Annotated in this window: 16 protein-coding genes; 10 read left to right on the forward strand and 6 right to left on the reverse strand. The window is 69.3% G+C overall.

All coding sequences use genetic code 11. The annotated features are described in order from the left end of the window. The first annotated feature begins 45 nt into the window (after positions 1-45). The 4 genes from EO081_RS04795 to EO081_RS04810 all read left to right on the forward strand — a co-directional run bounded on the left by EO081_RS04795 (position 46) and on the right by EO081_RS04810 (position 5,460). Positions 46-2,064: a protein-disulfide reductase DsbD family protein gene (locus tag EO081_RS04795; RefSeq protein WP_129340751.1), complete on the forward strand. Its 2,019-nt coding sequence runs from the start codon at positions 46-48 to the stop codon at positions 2,062-2,064. A 135-nt stretch (positions 2,065-2,199) separates the two neighbouring features. Further along, the gene (locus EO081_RS04800) at positions 2,200-3,699 is read left to right on the forward strand and encodes a circularly permuted type 2 ATP-grasp protein (protein WP_129340752.1); all 1,500 of its coding nucleotides are present in this window, start codon (positions 2,200-2,202) and stop codon (positions 3,697-3,699) included. Between the two features lie 10 nt (positions 3,700-3,709). Beyond that, positions 3,710-4,645 carry an alpha-E domain-containing protein gene (locus tag EO081_RS04805; RefSeq protein ID WP_183947879.1) on the forward strand — a complete coding sequence of 312 codons (936 nt, stop codon included), beginning with the start codon at positions 3,710-3,712 and terminating at the stop codon, positions 4,643-4,645. Further along, positions 4,645-5,460 (forward strand): transglutaminase family protein, encoded by an 816-nt coding sequence (locus tag EO081_RS04810; RefSeq protein ID WP_129340754.1) that lies wholly within the window; start codon positions 4,645-4,647, stop codon positions 5,458-5,460. Before EO081_RS04805 ends, EO081_RS04810 begins: the two co-directional genes overlap by 1 nt. A 30-nt stretch (positions 5,461-5,490) precedes the next feature. Here EO081_RS04810 and EO081_RS04815 read toward each other — a convergent pair whose 3' ends face one another. Continuing rightward, positions 5,491-6,270, reverse strand: coding sequence for an arginyltransferase (locus EO081_RS04815; RefSeq protein WP_129340755.1), 780 nt, complete (start codon positions 6,268-6,270; stop codon positions 5,491-5,493). 182 nt (positions 6,271-6,452) lie between these two features. Here EO081_RS04815 and EO081_RS04820 point away from each other — a divergent pair, with 182 nt between their 5' ends. The 3 genes from EO081_RS04820 to EO081_RS04830 all read left to right on the forward strand — a co-directional run bounded on the left by EO081_RS04820 (position 6,453) and on the right by EO081_RS04830 (position 9,834). Next, on the forward strand, positions 6,453-7,316 hold the full coding sequence (locus EO081_RS04820) for an NAD(P)-dependent oxidoreductase (protein WP_129340756.1): 864 nt from the start codon (positions 6,453-6,455) through the stop codon (positions 7,314-7,316). Beyond that, complete coding sequence (locus EO081_RS04825; RefSeq protein ID WP_240697536.1) at positions 7,313-8,986, forward strand: amidohydrolase; 1,674 nt, start codon at positions 7,313-7,315, stop codon at positions 8,984-8,986. Before EO081_RS04820 ends, EO081_RS04825 begins: the two co-directional genes overlap by 4 nt. 68 nt (positions 8,987-9,054) lie before the next feature. After that, a complete protein-coding gene (locus EO081_RS04830; protein ID WP_129340758.1) occupies positions 9,055-9,834 on the forward strand; it encodes a metallophosphoesterase family protein in 780 nt (259 codons plus the stop codon). Between the two features lie 48 nt (positions 9,835-9,882). Here the strand turns inward: EO081_RS04830 and EO081_RS04835 are convergent, their stop codons facing one another. From EO081_RS04835 to EO081_RS04855, 5 genes are all read right to left on the reverse strand, one after another. Beyond that, the gene (locus EO081_RS04835) at positions 9,883-10,632 is read right to left on the reverse strand and encodes a class I SAM-dependent methyltransferase (protein ID WP_129340759.1); all 750 of its coding nucleotides are present in this window, start codon (positions 10,630-10,632) and stop codon (positions 9,883-9,885) included. 171 nt (positions 10,633-10,803) lie between these two features. After that, positions 10,804-11,364 (reverse strand): 30S ribosomal protein S9, encoded by a 561-nt coding sequence (gene rpsI / locus EO081_RS04840; RefSeq protein ID WP_129340760.1) that lies wholly within the window; start codon positions 11,362-11,364, stop codon positions 10,804-10,806. Then, on the reverse strand, positions 11,364-11,843 hold the full coding sequence (gene rplM / locus EO081_RS04845) for a 50S ribosomal protein L13 (protein WP_129340761.1): 480 nt from the start codon (positions 11,841-11,843) through the stop codon (positions 11,364-11,366). Before rplM ends, rpsI begins: the two co-directional genes overlap by 1 nt. A 132-nt stretch (positions 11,844-11,975) precedes the next feature. Next, complete coding sequence (cutA, locus tag EO081_RS04850; RefSeq protein ID WP_129340762.1) at positions 11,976-12,311, reverse strand: divalent-cation tolerance protein CutA; 336 nt, start codon at positions 12,309-12,311, stop codon at positions 11,976-11,978. Next, positions 12,308-13,375: a COX15/CtaA family protein gene (locus EO081_RS04855; RefSeq protein ID WP_129340763.1), complete on the reverse strand. Its 1,068-nt coding sequence runs from the start codon at positions 13,373-13,375 to the stop codon at positions 12,308-12,310. Before EO081_RS04855 ends, cutA begins: the two co-directional genes overlap by 4 nt. A 119-nt stretch (positions 13,376-13,494) precedes the next feature. On the opposite strand from EO081_RS04855, the gene EO081_RS04860 reads away from it, so the two are divergent. From EO081_RS04860 to dxs, 3 genes are read left to right on the forward strand one after another with little or no spacing between them, the layout of a single operon-like run. Beyond that, complete coding sequence (locus EO081_RS04860) at positions 13,495-13,869, forward strand: MerC domain-containing protein (RefSeq protein WP_129340764.1); 375 nt, start codon at positions 13,495-13,497, stop codon at positions 13,867-13,869. 55 nt (positions 13,870-13,924) lie between these two features. After that, positions 13,925-14,383, forward strand: coding sequence for a Fur family transcriptional regulator (locus tag EO081_RS04865; protein ID WP_129340765.1), 459 nt, complete (start codon positions 13,925-13,927; stop codon positions 14,381-14,383). Between the two features lie 60 nt (positions 14,384-14,443). Next, complete coding sequence (dxs, locus tag EO081_RS04870; protein ID WP_129340766.1) at positions 14,444-16,369, forward strand: 1-deoxy-D-xylulose-5-phosphate synthase; 1,926 nt, start codon at positions 14,444-14,446, stop codon at positions 16,367-16,369. Positions 16,370-16,388: the final 19 nt, after the last annotated feature.

Consider the following 16,388-nt stretch of genomic DNA (forward strand, 5'->3'; position numbering starts at 1 on the left):
GGACAGGGCTATCCCCGATCGCGGCCGATGCGGCAAGGAAGGTTGATGGCGCGCTTCTATTTCATGCTTCTGGCGGTGCTGGCGCTGCTCGGCCCAGGGGGCGCCCGCGCCCAGGCGCCGAACCAAGGGCCGCACATCGCGATCCGGCTGGTCGCCGAAGCGGAGACGCCTGCCGCCGGCGACACCGTCACGCTGGCGTTCGATTCCACGCCGCAGCCCGGCTGGCACGGCTATTGGCAGAACCCCGGCGACGCCGGGGTGGCTACCCGTCTCGACTGGACGCTTCCGGCAGGCGTGACGGCGGGGCCGCTCCTCTACCCGATTCCCCAGCGGCTGACCGTCGCCGGGCTGATGAACTATGTCTATGAGGGGCCCTTCGCGCAGCTTGTGCGGCTGAAGCTGCCGGAGGGGCTTGCGCCCGGAACCCGCCTGCCGATCCGCGTGCGCAGCGACTATCTGGTCTGCACCGAGCAGCTGTGCGTTCCCGAACATGCCGATCTCGCGATCGATCTCACCGTGGGCGATGGCCGCGTTCCGCCGGAGCGCCGCGCCATGTTCGATCGCTGGCGCGCGGACCTGCCGCGGCCGCTCGGCTCGCCCGCGCAGTTCGCGGTCGTGCAGGAGGGGCAGGCGGCGCGGATCCGCATCGGCGTTCCCTTTCCGGCGAGCCAGAGCGCCGCGGACGCCTATTTCTACCCGAGCACGCAGGGTGCGCTTTCCTACAGCGCACCGCAGAAGGTGGCGCGCGACGGCGACCTGCTGGTCATCGAGACAGAGGCCGCGGAAGGACCCGCGCCCCGGCGGATCGAGGGCGTGCTGGCGACGGGCACGGGGCAGGCGTTCGCCGTGTCCGCCCGGCCCGGCACCGTCGCGGAACCGAAGGGGCAGGGCGGCGCCATTCTGCTGGCGCTGCTCGGCGCGCTGGTCGGCGGCCTGATCCTCAATGTCATGCCCTGCGTCTTCCCGATCCTGAGCCTGAAGGCGCTGCATCTGGCGCGGGCGGGCGGGGCCGAGCGGGACGCCCGCCATGAGGCGCTGGCCTATACGGCCGGCGTGCTCGTGACGTGCCTGGCGCTGGGCGGGGCGATGCTTGCCCTGCGCGCCGCGGGTGTCGCTGCCGGCTGGGCGTTCCAGCTCCAGGATCCGCGTGTCATCCTGCTGCTGTTGCTGCTGGTGACCGGCGTGGCGCTCAACCTCGCCGGGCTGTTCACCCTGCCGACCCCGCGGTTCGCCGGCGAGAGCGGCGCGGTCGGCGCCTTCGCCACCGGGGCGCTCGCCGCCTTTGTCGCGACGCCCTGCACCGGACCCTTCCTGGGGGCGGCGCTCGGCGCTGCGCTGGTGCTTCCGACGCTGGCGGCGCTCGCGGTGTTCGCCGGGCTGGGGCTGGGGCTGGCGTTGCCGTTCCTGCTGCTGGGCTTCGTGCCGGCGCTGCGGCGCCGCCTCCCGCGCCCCGGCGCCTGGACGGGGCGGCTCCAGCGCATCCTGTCGGTGCCGATGTTCGCAACCGCGCTCGCGCTCGCCTGGATCCTGGGCCAGCAGGCCGGGGTGGACCGCATGGCGTTTGGCCTCGGTGTCGCGCTGCTGCTCGGCCTCGCCCTTTGGTGGACGGGGCTTCGCCAGGCGAGCGGCCGCCCCCGCGCCGGGTGGCCGATGCTGCCCGCCTTGGTGGTTGCCGCGATCGCGATCGCCAGCGTCCAGCGCGCGCCCGCCCGCGCCGAGTCCGCCTCTGCCGGCACCGAGCCGTTCAGCGAAGCCCGCCTCGCCGAACTGCGCGGCGCGGACAAGCCCGTGTTCGCCTATTTCACCGCCGACTGGTGCGTCACCTGCAAGGTCAACGAGAAGACGGCGATCGAGACCGCGCGCGTTCGCGACGCCTTCCGCGCCAAGGGCGTGCAGGTGCTGGTCGGCGACTGGACCGACGGCGATCCGGCGCTCGGCCGCTTTCTGGAGGCGCACGGCCGTGCCGGTGTGCCGCTCTACCTTTGGTACACCCCCGGCGAAGAGGCGCCGAAGGTGCTCCCCCAGCTGCTGACCGCGGACATGCTCGCGCAGCTGCCGGGCTGAACGGCCAGAGCAGATTGTCTGAAACTTACACAGGTTATCTGTCCTAGACTTCCCATCGAACCTTTTCGTCTTGTGCGGCGCACAAAGCTGTCCCAGCATGGAACTATGTTGCTTGCGGAGGCTTCAGCTTAGTTGATGAAGAGGGCGGCGTTCGACGAAATTTGGGGCCATGGCGGACCACAGGCATCGGGGCCAGAGCTGGAGGCGCTCGCGCGCTGGATGCGGGAAACGCCGGAGCGTGAGCTCGGCCGCAGGCTGCAATCGGCAGAGGCGACCTTTCGCCAGCTGGGCATCACCTTCGCCGTCTATGGCGAGACCGAAGCGGCGGAGCGCATCATCCCGTTCGACGTCGTGCCGCGCGCGTTCCTGGCGGACGAGTGGGAGCGGCTTTCCCGCGGGCTGATCCAGCGAGTGGAGGCGATCAACGCCTTCCTGAACGACATCTATGGCGAACGCCGCATCCTGAAGGAGAACATCCTTCCGCCCGAGCTGATCTGGGGCAATCCCCAGTTCCGCTCGGAGGTCGTCGGCATCCGCCCGCCCCACGACGTGTGGGCGCACATCTGCGGCATTGATCTGGTGCGCACCGGGCCGGACGAGTTCTGGGTGCTGGAGGACAATGCCCGCACCCCCTCCGGCGTCTCCTACATGCTGGAGAATCGCGAGGCGATGATCCGGCTGTGTCCGGAGCTGTTCCGCCAAATGCGCATCGCGCCGGTCGATAGCTATCCGGACCTGCTGCTGGAGACGATGCGCTCCGTCAGCCCGAACGGCTGCGTGCGCAATCCGGTCTGCGTCGTGCTCACGCCCGGCCACTTCAACTCCGCCTATTACGAGCACAGCTTCCTGGCGGATTCGATGGGCATTGAACTCGTCGAGGCCGCCGACCTGCTGGTCGACGACGACGTGGTCTACATGCAGACGATCGCCGGCCGAGTGAAGGTGGACGTGATCTACCGGCGGATCGACGACGACTTCCTCGACCCGCTGGTGTTCCGTCCGGATTCGATGCTGGGGGTGCCGGGCATCATGGCCGCCTATCGCGCGGGCAACGTCACCCTCATCAACGCGCCCGGCAACGGCATCGCCGACGACAAGGCGATCTACAGCTACATGCCGGAGATCGTGCGCTTCTATTCGGGCGGCGAGCCGCTGCTCCCGAACGTCGAGACCTGGCGCTGCCGTGAGCCGCAGGCGCTGAAGTACGTGCTCGACAACCTCGATCAGCTGGTGGTGAAGCTGGTCGACGGCTCGGGCGGATACGGCATGCTGGTCGGGCCCACGGCCAGCCGTGCCGAGATCGAGGCGTTCCGCGCTGCGCTGGTCGCAGAGCCGCACCGCTACATCGCGCAGCCGACGCTCGCGCTTTCCACCGTGCCGACCATGACCGACAAGGGGCTGAGCCCCCGCCATGTCGACTTCCGCCCCTTTGTCCTCACCGGAAGTGGGGGCGTGAAGGTAGTCCCCGGCGGCCTCACCCGCGTGGCGCTCCGAGAAGGGTCGCTGGTGGTGAACTCCAGCCAGGGCGGCGGCACCAAGGACAGCTTCGTGCTGCTTCCCGACACGCCCGCACCCGCTGGAAGCAAGCAACAGCAGAGCCAGGGCGGCATGCCCCAGACTCAGGGCGAGGGCTGACCCGATGGCGATGCTCTCCCGCACCGCGGCGTCGCTCTACTGGCTCGGCCGCTATGTCGAGCGGGCCGACTTCATCGCCCGGCTGGTGGAGGCGACGGTGCGCCTCGACGCGCTCTCGGCCCGCCCGGCGGGCGATGCGGCCTGGGCGAGCGCGCTCAGCGTCACCTATACGGAGGATGCGTTCGCCGAGACCGGCCTATCGGTGACGCAGGCGGATGTCGCCCGCTTCCTTACCTGCGACCGCAGCCACCCGGGTTCGATCCTCTGGTGCCTGGATGTGGCGCGCAACAATGCCAAGGCGGTGCGCACCGCGCTCACCCGCGACGCGTTTTCGGCGATCAACCGCGCCTGGTTGCAGTTCAACACGCCGACCGCCGGAGACGAACCGGCCGAGGTGCTGGGCCTTGTCGAAGGGATCAAGGCCGAGACGCGCGGGTTCGAAGGCGCCGTCCATCGCATGATGAAGAACGAGGCGACCTGGTTCATCCAGCTGGGCGCCGCGATCGAGCGGGCCGACAACACCGCGCGGCTGATCGATGTGAAATACCACCTGCTGCTGCCGGAGGGCGAAAAGGTCGGCGGCGTGGTCGATCGCGATCAGTGGACCACCATCCTCCAGACCGTCTCGGCCGTCACCGCCTATCGCTGGCTGTACAACGAGGGGCTGCGGCCCAGTCTCGTGATCGAGCTGCTGCTGTCGCGCGGCGAAGTCCCGCGCAGCCTCGCCGCCTGCGTGGCCGAGACCGTGGAGATGCTCAACCTGCTCGGCAAGCGCGCCGGCTTGCAGGGCGAGGCCGACCGGATGGCCCGTACGCGGCTGGCGCGCATGCAGAAGACGCGCGCGGACGAGGTCATCGTCAGCGGTCTCCACGAGTATCTGAATGCCTTCATCCGGGAGAACGCGATGCTCGACGCCGCAATCGCCCGCCAGTTCCGGTTCATCTGATGCGTATCGAGGTCGAACACCACAGCCGCTACCGCTTCACCGAGCCCCAGGCGCGCGTGGTGCAGTTGCTCCGCATGTTTCCGGACGACACCGACAACCAGACGGTGGTCGCCTGGCGGATCGACGTGGACTGCGATGCTCGGCTGCGCGAGAGCCGCGACGGCTACGGCAACCTCACGCGCATGCTCTATGCCGAGGGTCCGCTGGAAACGATCGGCATCACCATCTCGGGTGAAGTGCTGCTGAGCGATAACCCCCGCCGCCTCGAAGGTGCGGACGAGCCGCTGCCGCCGGCCTTCTATCTCCGCACGACGCCCCTGTCCGCGGCGGATGCGGCCATGACGGCCTTCGCGCAGGAGGCTGCGGGTAGCGGGGACGACCAGGTGCGCACGGCGCGAATCGTCGAAGCACTGCACGGGCGCTTCACCATCGAACGCCGCCGCGGCGATGGCGTGCTGCCGGCGGCGGAAGCCTTTGCCGGGGAGCGCGCAAGCCCGCGCGATCTGGCCCAGATGCTGGTCGCCTGCGTCCGCGTGATCGGCCTGCCGGCGCGCTATGTCTCGGGCTACAGCCTCGGCGGCTGCGCGCGGCGCGAGCGTCCGGCGCCGCACGGCTGGGCGGAGGTATACCTGGACGGACAGGGGTGGCAGATGCTCGATCCTACCGTCGGCGGAGCTCCCGGCCTGGACTATGTCCGGGTCGCCGCCGCCCTCGACAGCGCCGGCGCGGCGCCGATCTCCGGCACGCGCATCGGCCATGGCGACGAGGAGCTCGACGTGGACGTGGCGGTCGGCCTGCTCGGCCGCGAGCGCTGAGCCGGGACGCCGCCCCGCAACTCGGAAAAGTCAGGCGAGGACGACCGCTTCCACCGGCCTCGCGGACACGGTTTCCATTTCCTTCAGCCGGGTCCAGCCGGCCGGCCCCAACGCCTCGATCGGGCGGTAGCGGGTCTTGTACGCCATCCGCGCCGACCCCTTAACCCAATAGCCGAGATAGACGTACGGAAGGCCCGTCGCCCGCGCGCGCAGGATGTGGTCCAGGATGATGTAGGTGCCCAGCCCCGGGCGCAACGGATCGTCGGTGCGGAAGAAGCTGTAGATCATCGACAGCCCGTCCGCGTGCTGGTCGGTGATGCAGGCGCCCACCAGCGCTCCCGGGCGCCCGTCGACGCTCGGCTCACGATATTCGATGATGTGCGAGTTGACGGGCGTCTGCTCGACCATGTCGGCATAGTCGCTTTCGTCCATCATCGTCATGCCGCCGCCCGGATGCCGCGCGGAGAGATAGCTTCGCAGCAGCTGGAACTGCTCGTCGGTGGCCCAGGGGCGGCAGGCGGTGACCACCAGGTCGCTGTAGCGCCGCCGAAGCTTGCGCTGGGTCGCGTTCAGCTGGAACTCGCCCGCGACCACCCGCACCGAGACGCAGGCGGTGCAGCTGCCGCAGCTGGGCCGATAGGCGACCGACTGGCTGCGGCGAAAACCGATGCGGCCGAGCGCATCGTTGAGTTCGCCCGCATGGGGGCCGGTCAGCTCGGTGAAGACCTTCCGCTCCTGCCGATCGGGCAGATAGGGGCAGGGAGAGGGGCTGGTGACGAAGAAACGCGGAAACCGAAACGGAGCTGTCACCTCTCGACCCTTCCACCGCCGTTCCGCGGACTTGTCCTGAAGCGGGATTATGGAACGGCCCGCCGCCATATGCAAAGTCGTTTACCATCAAAACGGCGTCGCAATCTGAAACAGGTTGCCGAAGGCCGCGAATAGCTGCGGCACCGCTGGCGCCCGGCCGCGCAAATCCCTATGCGGCGGCCATGAAGATCGCATTCATCGGCATGGGCGTGATGGGCGCCCCGATGGCGGGGCACCTGGTGCGCGCCGGGCACGAGGTCACCGTCTACAATCGCACCCGCGCCAAGGCGGACGCGTGGGCGGAGCAGCATGGCGGCAGGGTCGCGGGCTCCCCCGCCGAGGCGGCCGAGGGCGCGGACGCGGTGCTCGCCTGCGTCGGCAACGATGCGGACCTGGAGCAGGTAACGCTCGGGACCGATGGCGTCTTTGCCGCGATGCGCCCCGGCGCGCTGTTTGCCGATCACACCACGGTCTCCGCCGCGATCGCGCGCCGCTTGGCGGGCGAGGGGGAGGCACGCGGACTGCTGGTGCTCGACGCGCCCGTGTCCGGCGGCCAGGCCGGCGCGGAGAAGGGGGCGCTGTCGATCATGTGCGGCGGCTCGCCCGAGGCGATGGCCGCGGCGGAACCGATCTTTCAGCGCTATGCCGCGCGCATCGTCCATGTCGGCGCGGCGGGTGCGGGGCAGACGACCAAGATGGTCAACCAGATCTGCATCGCGGGCGTGCTGGGCGGCTTGAGCGAAGCGCTGCGCTTTGCCCAGGCGTCCGATCTCGATCTCGCGAAGGTGTTCGACGCCATCTCCGGCGGCGCGGCGCAGAGCTGGCAGATGGTCAACCGCTGGGGGACCATGGCGGAGGACCAGTTCGACTTCGGCTTCGCCATCGATTGGATGCGCAAGGACCTGGGCCTCGCGCTCGATGAAGCGCGCAGCAACGGCGCGAGCCTGCCGGTCTCGGCGCTGGTCGATCAATGGTACGGCGAGGTGCAGAAGATGGGCGGCGGCCGCCAGGACACGAGCGCACTGGTGCGGAGGCTCGCCAAGTGAGCCACTCCGCCAAATGCTGGACCGCCGCGCTCCTCGCCTCCCTGCTCGCCACCGCACCGGCCCATGCGGACGCGCTGGTCGACAACGTCGACGGTGTCGCCCTCGACGCGCGCGGCAACGTCGTGCGCTTCGCCGGTGTGCTGATCGGGCCGGATGGCAAGGTCACCAAGCTGCTCAAGAAGGGGGACAAGCGCCCGGACAAGCTCGACTGGCGCACCGACATGAAGGGGCGCGTGCTGATCCCCGGCATGATCGACGCGCATGGCCACTTCATGGAACTGGGCTTCCGCGCGCTCCAGCTCGACCTGTCGAAGACGCGCTCGCTGGCGGAGGCGCAGGCCGCGATCGCCCATTACGCGCAGGCCAACGGCAACCGTCCCTGGATCGTCGGGGGTGGCTGGAACCAGGAAGTCTGGGGCCAGGGCTTCCCGACCGCCGCCGACCTCGACGTGGCCTATCGCGACAAGCCGGTGGTGCTCGCACGCGCGGACGGCCACGCGGTCTGGGTCAACTCGGCCGCGCTGAAGGCGGCGGGCATCACCGCGAAGACCGTGGCCCCGGCCGGCGGCCGCATTGAGAAGCTGCCGAACGGCCAGCCGAGCGGCGTCCTTGTCGACGCGGCGGTGTCGCTGGTCGACCGCCATGTGCCGAAAGCCTCGCCGCGCGAGCGCAACGCCGCGTTCCTGAAGGCGCAGGAACTGCTGCTGTCGAACGGGTTCACCGCGACCGCGGACATGGGCACCACGCTTGACGACTGGCTGACCTTCCGCCGCATGGGCGACATCGGCCAGCTGCGCGTGCGCATCATGAGCTATTCGGCCGGTGTCGACGTGGCGCTTCAGGTCGGCGGCAACGCACCGACGCCCTGGCTCTATGCGGACAAGCTGCGCATGGGCGGCATCAAGCTCTATGCCGATGGCGCGCTCGGCTCGCGCGGTGCCTGGCTCAAGCGGCCCTATGCCGATGCCGCCAAGGAAACCGGCCTCGGCTTCCTTGCCGACGACCAGCTGCTCAACCTGATGAGCCGCGGCGCGATGGACGGCTTCCAGATCGCGATCCACGCGATCGGGGATCGCGCCAACACTCAGGCGCTCGACGCGATCGAGGAGATCGCCTCGACCTACAAGGACGATCGCCGCTGGCGCATCGAGCATGCGCAGATCGTCGACCCCGTCGACCTGCCGCGCTTCGGCCGGAACGGCATCATCCCGTCCATGCAGCCGGTGCACCAGACGTCGGACCGCCTGATGGTCGAGGCGCGCCTGGGTCCGGACCGGCTCGCCGGCGCCTACGCCTGGGCAAGCCTGCTCAAGCAGAGCGGCCATATCGCCTTCGGCTCCGACTATCCCGTGGAGAACCCGAACCCCTTCGTCGGCTGGGCGGCCGCCTTCACGCGCCAGGATCCGCAGGGCCAGCCGCCCGGTGGCTGGCAGCCGCAGGAAGCGGTCAGCCGGCTGGAGGCGTGGCGCGGCTTCACCAGCGATGCGGCCTATGCGGGCTTTGCCGAAAAGCGTTTCGGCACGCTGGCGCCGGGCATGCGCGCCGACTTCGTGATCGTCGATCGCGATCCGAGCGAAGCGACGCCCGAGGCGCTGCGCGAGACCCGTGTGCTGGAGACCTGGGTCGGCGGTGAAAAGATGTGGAGCGGCTCGGGCTCGGCGCCTCGCTGACCCATCTGCCTTCTCGTGCGTTCGTTGGGGGCAGGGGCGGCGCGCCCCACCCCAGCGGAGGAGAAGGCATGATCCGGCTGTTTCACGTCAGCGACGTCCATTTCGGCGCGGAGGACCGGGCCGCCGTCGCCTGGTTCGATCGCGCGGTGAAGGCGGAAAAGCCGGACGCGATCATCATGACCGGCGACCTGACGATGCGCGCGCGCTCCCGCGAGTTCGAGCAGGCCTCGGCGTGGCTCGAAGGGCTGCAGCGGCCGACCACGGTCGAGGTCGGCAACCACGACCTGCCATACTTCAACCCCTTCGCGCGCTTCCTGATGCCCTACCACCGCTACAAGCAGCTCGAACGCGTCATCGAGCAGCCGCTCGACATCCGGGGCATCACGGTGGTGCCGCTCAAGACCACCGCCCGGTTTCAGATGCGGTTCAACTGGTCGAAGGGGTTCGTCGGGAAGAAGGCGCTGCAGACGTCGCTCGGGCTGCTCGATGCCGTGCCCAAGGGCGACCTAGTGTTCGTGGCAGCGCACCACCCGCTGATCGAGGCCGGCACCCGCTCGACCGGCAAGACCCGCCACGGGCGGGAGGCGCTGGAGGCGCTGGCGGCGGCCGGCGTCGATGCGGTGCTTTCCGGCCACGTCCACGACCCCTTCGACGTCGAGGAGGTCGTCAACGGCCGCACGATCCGGCTGGTGGGCGCGGGAACGCTGTCGGTGCGCACCCGCGACAACCCGCCCTCCTTCAACGAGATCCGCATCCAGGACGGCAAGTTCGAGACGATCGCCCGGCGCATGGGCGAGGCGGACTATACGGTCACGGAGCCGCAGGTCGCCGCCGAGCCGGTGGGCTGAGGCGGCGGCATCCGGCCGACGTCGGTCCCGCTCACATGGAGGCGCCGCTCACCAGACGCGGGTGCCGATCAGCGTTCCCTTGGTGCCGCGGTTGACCAGTTCGAATCGGAAGTTCGGCCAGCGCCGGCGCCAGCGCGCGGCGATCACCCGTTCGCCCGGACGCGCGGCATCGTCGAGCAGCACGGTGCCGCCGACCGGCATCCGCTTGAACAGCGTCTCCGCCGCCCCGCGCACGAACGGGTGGATGGTCCAGGGCGGACCGTCGATCAGCAGCAGGTCGATCCTGTCCGGCACGGGGCTGGTGTCGTACCAGACGCCATGCCAGTCCCTGGGTGCTGGGCGCAGTGGCACCGCGTGCAGCGCCGCGTCCACGCCATGATCGTGGAGCCAGCCGAGCGTCGCCCGCACGAAGTCCGCATGCTGGTCCAGGCTGGTGAGCCGGCCGCCGCCGTGCAGCTGCAAGGCCTTTGCCGTCACCAGGCTCGACGCGCCCGAGCCGAGCTCGACGACGCTTTGCGGGTGCATCGCCTTGATGTGGTCGACGATCAGCGAAAGATAGCCCGTATCCGCCTTCCAGCTGCCCAGGTTGGGCAGCGCGTCGGGGGCGAGCTCGAGGTCCGCGAGCAGCGCGGTCTTGGCCGCATCCGATCCGCCCGACAGGCTCCGCAGCAGCCACGGCCACTGGATCAGCGCGAAGCCAATCGTCTTCAGCGTCTCCAGAAGGGTGCGGTTGAGCTCGTCCTGCCAGCCATCGGCATGGGCGAGCGGCAGGAACGACGTCGTCTCGCGCGAAGTCATTCGGCGCGGCTCCGAACGGCCAGGCGCCGGAGGAGGTGCGGGATCGTCAGGGTCGGCACACGGGTCCTTTCACGCGACTACCGGGGCGCTGCTACCACCCGATCATGACCGGGCAAATAAAAAGGGCGGCCCCGCACGGGGGCCGCCCTTCGATATGCGATGAGCTGTCGCTTAGCGCTTCGAGAACTGGAAGCTGCGGCGGGCCTTCGCCTTGCCGTACTTCTTACGCTCGACGGCGCGGCTGTCGCGGGTCAGGAACCCGGCGGCCTTGATCGGCGCGCGCAGCACCGGCTCGTAGCGGGTGATCGCCTGGCTGATGCCGTGCTTCACCGCACCGGCCTGGCCGGACAGACCGCCGCCCTTGACGGTGCAGATCACGTCATACTGACCTTCACGCTCGGCAACGCCGAACGGCTGGTTGATGACGAGACGCAGCGTCGGACGCGCGAAATAGACTTCCTGGTCACGGCCATTGATCGTGATCTTGCCCGAACCCGGCTTCAGCCAGACGCGAGCAACCGCGTCCTTGCGGCGGCCGGTGGCGTAGGCGCGACCGTACTTGTCGATCTCCTGCGCGCGCAGCGGCGTGGTCGGCTGGGCCGGCACCTCGGGAGCGGCAGCGTCCGGCGCCGGAGCTGCGGCCGCCGGTGCGGCGTCCTGCTGCTGCGGAGCGGCCGCGGCCTGCTGGGTCAGGCTGGCCAGGTCGGAAAGGGACTGGCGATTGTCAGACATCAGGCGCCCACCTTGTTCTTGCGGTTCATGCCCGCGATATCGAGGACTTCGGGGTTCTGGGCCTCGTGCGGGTGCTCGGTGCCCTTGTAGATGCGCAGGTTGCGCATCTGCTGGCGGCCGAGCGGGCCGCGCGGGATCATGCGCTCGACCGCCTTCTCCAGGATGCGCTCCGGGAAACGACCCTCGAGGATCTTGTCCGCACGCACTTCCTTAAGACCACCAGCATAGCCGGTGTGCTTGTAGTAGAGCTTCTGCGTCAGCTTGCGGCCGGTGAACTTCACCTTGTCCGCGTTGATGACGACGACGTTGTCGCCGCAATCGACGTGCGGGGTGAAGCTCGTCTTGTGCTTGCCACGCAGGACATTGGCGATGATCGTCGCCGCGCGACCGACCACCAGGCCTTCGGCATCGACGATATGCCACTTCTTCTCCACCTCGTGCGGCTTGGCCGACTTGGTGGTCTTCATCAGCGCCTTCATAGGCTTGAGACCTCTTTGCTGGGTCGTTGCACCATGCAACACGCCGCCCCGATTCCAGGAGCGGCGCGAACAAGGGCCGAATGCGGGAGGGGGCGCGCAAAGTCAAGCAAACTGCGGCTTTGCTGACGGGTATTATGATACCGGGGGGCCTAGCTCGGCCGTCTCCCGCGCTATCCAGTCGACCACCGCGGCGGAAGCCTCCGCGCTCCACCACTCGATCGCCGGCAGGTCATAGCCGTGCAGGGCCGCGATCCTGGCGGCGAGCCTTTCCACCAGCTCCGGCCGCGTCTTGAACAGGGCCGGCACTTCGGACGCCGTCTCGACTGCCCCCTGCCAGCGATAGATCGACGTGCAGGGCGCGAGCAGGTTCGCGCAGGCGGCGAGGCGTTCCTGGACCACCGCCCGGCCGATGCGCTCCGCCTCGGCGGCGTCGGCGAAGGTCGCCTGGAGCAGCGCGATGCGGCTCATGCGCGCTGCGGACGCCGGCCGATCGCGTGCGCGCCCCAGGCGACGCTCGCCACCAGCAGCGCACCGACGAGTTGGTGGAGGGCGGCGAGGGGGATGTTGACGCTCGTCATCACGGTCGCGATGCCGAGCAGGATCTGGATTCCGAAGGCGCTGTGGATCGCGATGGAGGCGCGGCGGTCGCCTGCGCGCCGGGCGAGCCGCGCCAGCACCACCAGCGCAGCCACCGTCACCCAGGCCCACCAGCGATGGACGAAGTGGATCAGGAAGGGGTCGTTCAGCAGCGCGTCGCCCAGGCTGCGATGCTGCAGCACGCCTTCGGGGAAGAAGCGGCCGTTCATCAGCGGCCACTCGTTGGTGACCAGCCCGGCGTTCAGCCCCGCGGTGAAGGCGCCGAACACCAGCTGCACGAACAGCACCAGCCCGACGAGCAGCCCGACGCCGGTTAGTCGTGCCGGCCGCGCACCCGGATCGCGCGCCAGGTCGCGCAGGTCGAGCGCGGTCCACACCAGTCCTGCCAGGATGAAGAGCGCGGTCAGCAGGTGAGTCGCCAGGCGGAAGTGGCTGACGTCGGTCCGCTCGACGAGGCCGGAGGCGACCATCCACCAGCCGATCGCGCCCTGCAGCCCGCCCAGCGCCAGCAGTGCCACCAGCCGCCATCCATAGCCGCGCGGGATCGCGCGCCTCCATGCGAACCATAGCAGCGGCAGGGCAAAGGCGACGCCGATCAGCCGCCCCAGCAGCCGGTGGAGATATTCCCAGAAGAAGATCGCCTGGAATCCGGCCAGCGTCATGCCCTGGTTCAGCTGCTGATATTCGGGAATGCGCTTGTAGTTGTCGAACTCCGCCTGCCACTGCTCGGCGTTGAGGGGCGGGATGATGCCGGTCAGCGGCTTCCATTCGGTGATCGACAATCCCGATTCGGTCAGGCGGGTGATGCCGCCCACCACCACCATGACGACGATCAGCCCGGCGACGGCGAGCAGCCAGGTCGCGATCGCGGCGGGGCGGGAAGGGCGGGCGGTGGGCGCCACGACGTCGGGCGCGATCGAGGGGCTGTGTGCCATGCGCCTGCTCTACGCTGCCCGGGCCGGCGCGTCGATGCCGCGGCCGGGCCCCGCACGCGCGGAAAAAATCGAAAATGTGATGTTGTAACGTGTGTCGGGCAGGACTATTTGCATCGGCCATGGCCAGCAGCATCCCCTTGCGGCGCGACGGAGTGCTCGATCGGTTCGCGATCGGGCTTTCCGGCCTGTGCGTGGTGCACTGCCTGGCAAGCGCGCTGTTCCTGGGGCTGTTCGCCTCGGCCGCGGGCGCGCTGATGAACCCTTTGTTCCACGAAGTGGGTCTGGCGCTCGCGATCGGCTTCGGCGCGCTGGCGCTCGGTCGCGGCATGATGATGCACGGCTATATGATGCCCGCGGCGATCGGCGGCCTCGGCCTCGGCGTCATGATGGGCGCGCTCCACCTGCCGCACGGCGGCGGGGAGACCTTTTGGACGATCATCGGCGTCGGCCTGCTGGCGCTGGGGCACGACCTGAACCGCCGCGCGGTCGCCTGATCGGCAACTCGGGAGGCGGCTTGCCGCGGCCCCGGCGGAGGCTTATCTCATCGCCATGCACGCGCACGACCATCATGAACATTCGGGCGAGGCGCTTTCGCGCGTCGCGGAAGCCACGCTCGTTCGTTCCGGCGAGCAGTGGACGGCCATGCGTGCGCGCATCTTCTCCGTCCTCGCCGGGTTCGAAAAGCCGGCCTCGGCCTATGACATCGCCGATGCGGTGTCCCAGGCGGAGGGGCGCCGCGTCGCCCCGAACAGCGTCTATCGCATCCTGGACCTGTTCGTGAACGCCAACCTCGCGCGGCGGGTCGAAAGCGCCAACGCCTATGTCGCCAACGCGCATCCGGACTGCCTGCACGACTGCATCTTCCTGGTGTGCGACAGCTGCGGTCAGACCACGCACATCGATGACGACAGCATCACCCGCACCGTGCGCTCGGCAGCGAGCGGCGCGGGCTTCTCGCCCACGCGCCCGGTGATCGAGGTGCGCGGCAAGTGCGCGGACTGCCGCTAGGCGCCCGACCTTCCGTTTCGGGCAATCGACACTGCGCGCAGCCCGCGCTAAGCCCTGCCGATGGTAGACGTTCCTAACACGCCGCTGCTCGACACGGTCCGGACGCCGCAGGATCTGCGGGCGCTGAAGCCCACGCAGCTGCGCCAGCTTGCCGACGAACTGCGCCTGGAGACCATTTCGGCGGTCGGTACGACGGGGGGGCACCTCGGATCGGGCCTCGGCGTGGTCGAGCTGACGACGGCGATCCACTATGTGTTCAACACGCCCGACGACCGGCTGATCTGGGACGTCGGGCATCAATGCTATCCGCACAAGATCCTGACCGGCCGCCGCGATCGCATCCGCACGCTGCGCCAGGGCGGGGGGCTGTCCGGCTTCACCAAGCGCAGCGAGAGCGAGTACGACCCGTTCGGCGCCGCTCATAGCTCGACCTCGATCTCGGCAGCGCTGGGCTTCGCCATCGCCAATAAGATCGCGGGGCGACCCGGCAAGGCGATCGCGGTGATCGGCGACGGATCGATGTCGGCGGGCATGGCCTATGAGGCGATGAACAATGCCGAGCAGGCGGGCAACCGGCTGGTCGTCATCCTCAACGACAACGACATGTCGATCGCGCCGCCGGTGGGCGGGCTCTCCGCCTATCTGTCGCGTATCGTCTCCAGCCGCGGCTTCCTCGGCCTGCGCGAGACGCTCAAGAAGGTCGCCCGCCGCCTGCCGCGCCCGCTCCATTCGGCCGCGCGCAAGACGGACGAGTTCGCCCGCGGCATGACGATGGGCGGCACGCTGTTCGAGGAGCTCGGCTTCTACTACGTCGGCCCGGTCGACGGCCATAATCTCGACCACCTCATCCCGGTGCTCGAGAATATCCGCGACGCGGAGGAGGGCCCGATCCTGCTCCACGTCGTGACGCAGAAGGGCAAGGGCTATGCCCCGGCCGAGGCGTCGGCGGACAAGTACCACGGCGTCCAGAAGTTCGACGTCATCACCGGCACCCAGGCCAAGGCACCGCCGGGTCCGCCCAGCTACACCAATGTCTTCGCCCAGGCGCTGACGGCAGAGGGCGAGCGCGACGACCGCATCTGCGCGATCACCGCCGCGATGCCGGCGGGCACCGGCCTGGACAAGTTCCAGGCGCGCTTCCCGGCCCGCACCTTCGACGTCGGCATCGCCGAGCAGCATGCGGTCACCTTTGCGGCCGGCCTCGCCGCGCAGGGGATGCGCCCCTTCTGCGCGATCTATTCGACGTTCCTCCAGCGCGCCTATGACCAGGTGGTCCACGACGTCGCAATCCAGAACCTGCCGGTCCGCTTCGCGATCGACCGCGCCGGGCTGGTCGGTGCCGATGGTGCGACTCACGCGGGAAGCTTCGACGTCACCTATCTGGCGACGCTCCCCAACATGGTGGTCATGGCCGCCGCCGACGAGGCGGAGCTGGTCCACATGACCCATACCGCCGCGCTGTACGACGACGGGCCGATCGCGCTGCGCTACCCGCGCGGCAGCGGCGTCGGCGTGCCGCTGCCGAGCACGCCCGAGCGACTGGAGATCGGCAAGGGCCGCGTGGTGCGCGAGGGCAAGAAGGTCGCGATCCTGTCGCTCGGCACGCGCCTGGAAGAGGCGCTCAAGGCCGCCGAGCAGCTGGAGGCCAAGGGCCTGTCGACCACGGTCGCCGACCTTCGCTTCGCCAAGCCGCTGGACGAGGCGCTGATCCGCCGACTGCTCACCACCCATGAAGTGGCGGTGACGCTGGAGGAGGGCGCGATCGGCGGCCTCGGCGCCCATGTCCTCACCTATGCGAGCGACGAGGGGCTGATTGACGCCGGGCTGAAGCTGCGCACCATGCGCCTGCCCGACGTGTTCCAGGACCAGGACAAGCCCGAGAAGCAGTATGACGAAGCGGGCCTGAACGCTCCGCAGATCGTCGACACGGTGCTGAAGGCGCTGCGCTGGAACGAGGGCGTCGAGGAAACCCGCAAGCCCGCCTGAAGCGGCTGCGCACGGGGCG

This window comes from Sphingomonas desiccabilis, assembly GCF_004135605.1.
Taxonomy (GTDB): Bacteria; Pseudomonadota; Alphaproteobacteria; order Sphingomonadales; family Sphingomonadaceae; genus Sphingomonas; species Sphingomonas desiccabilis.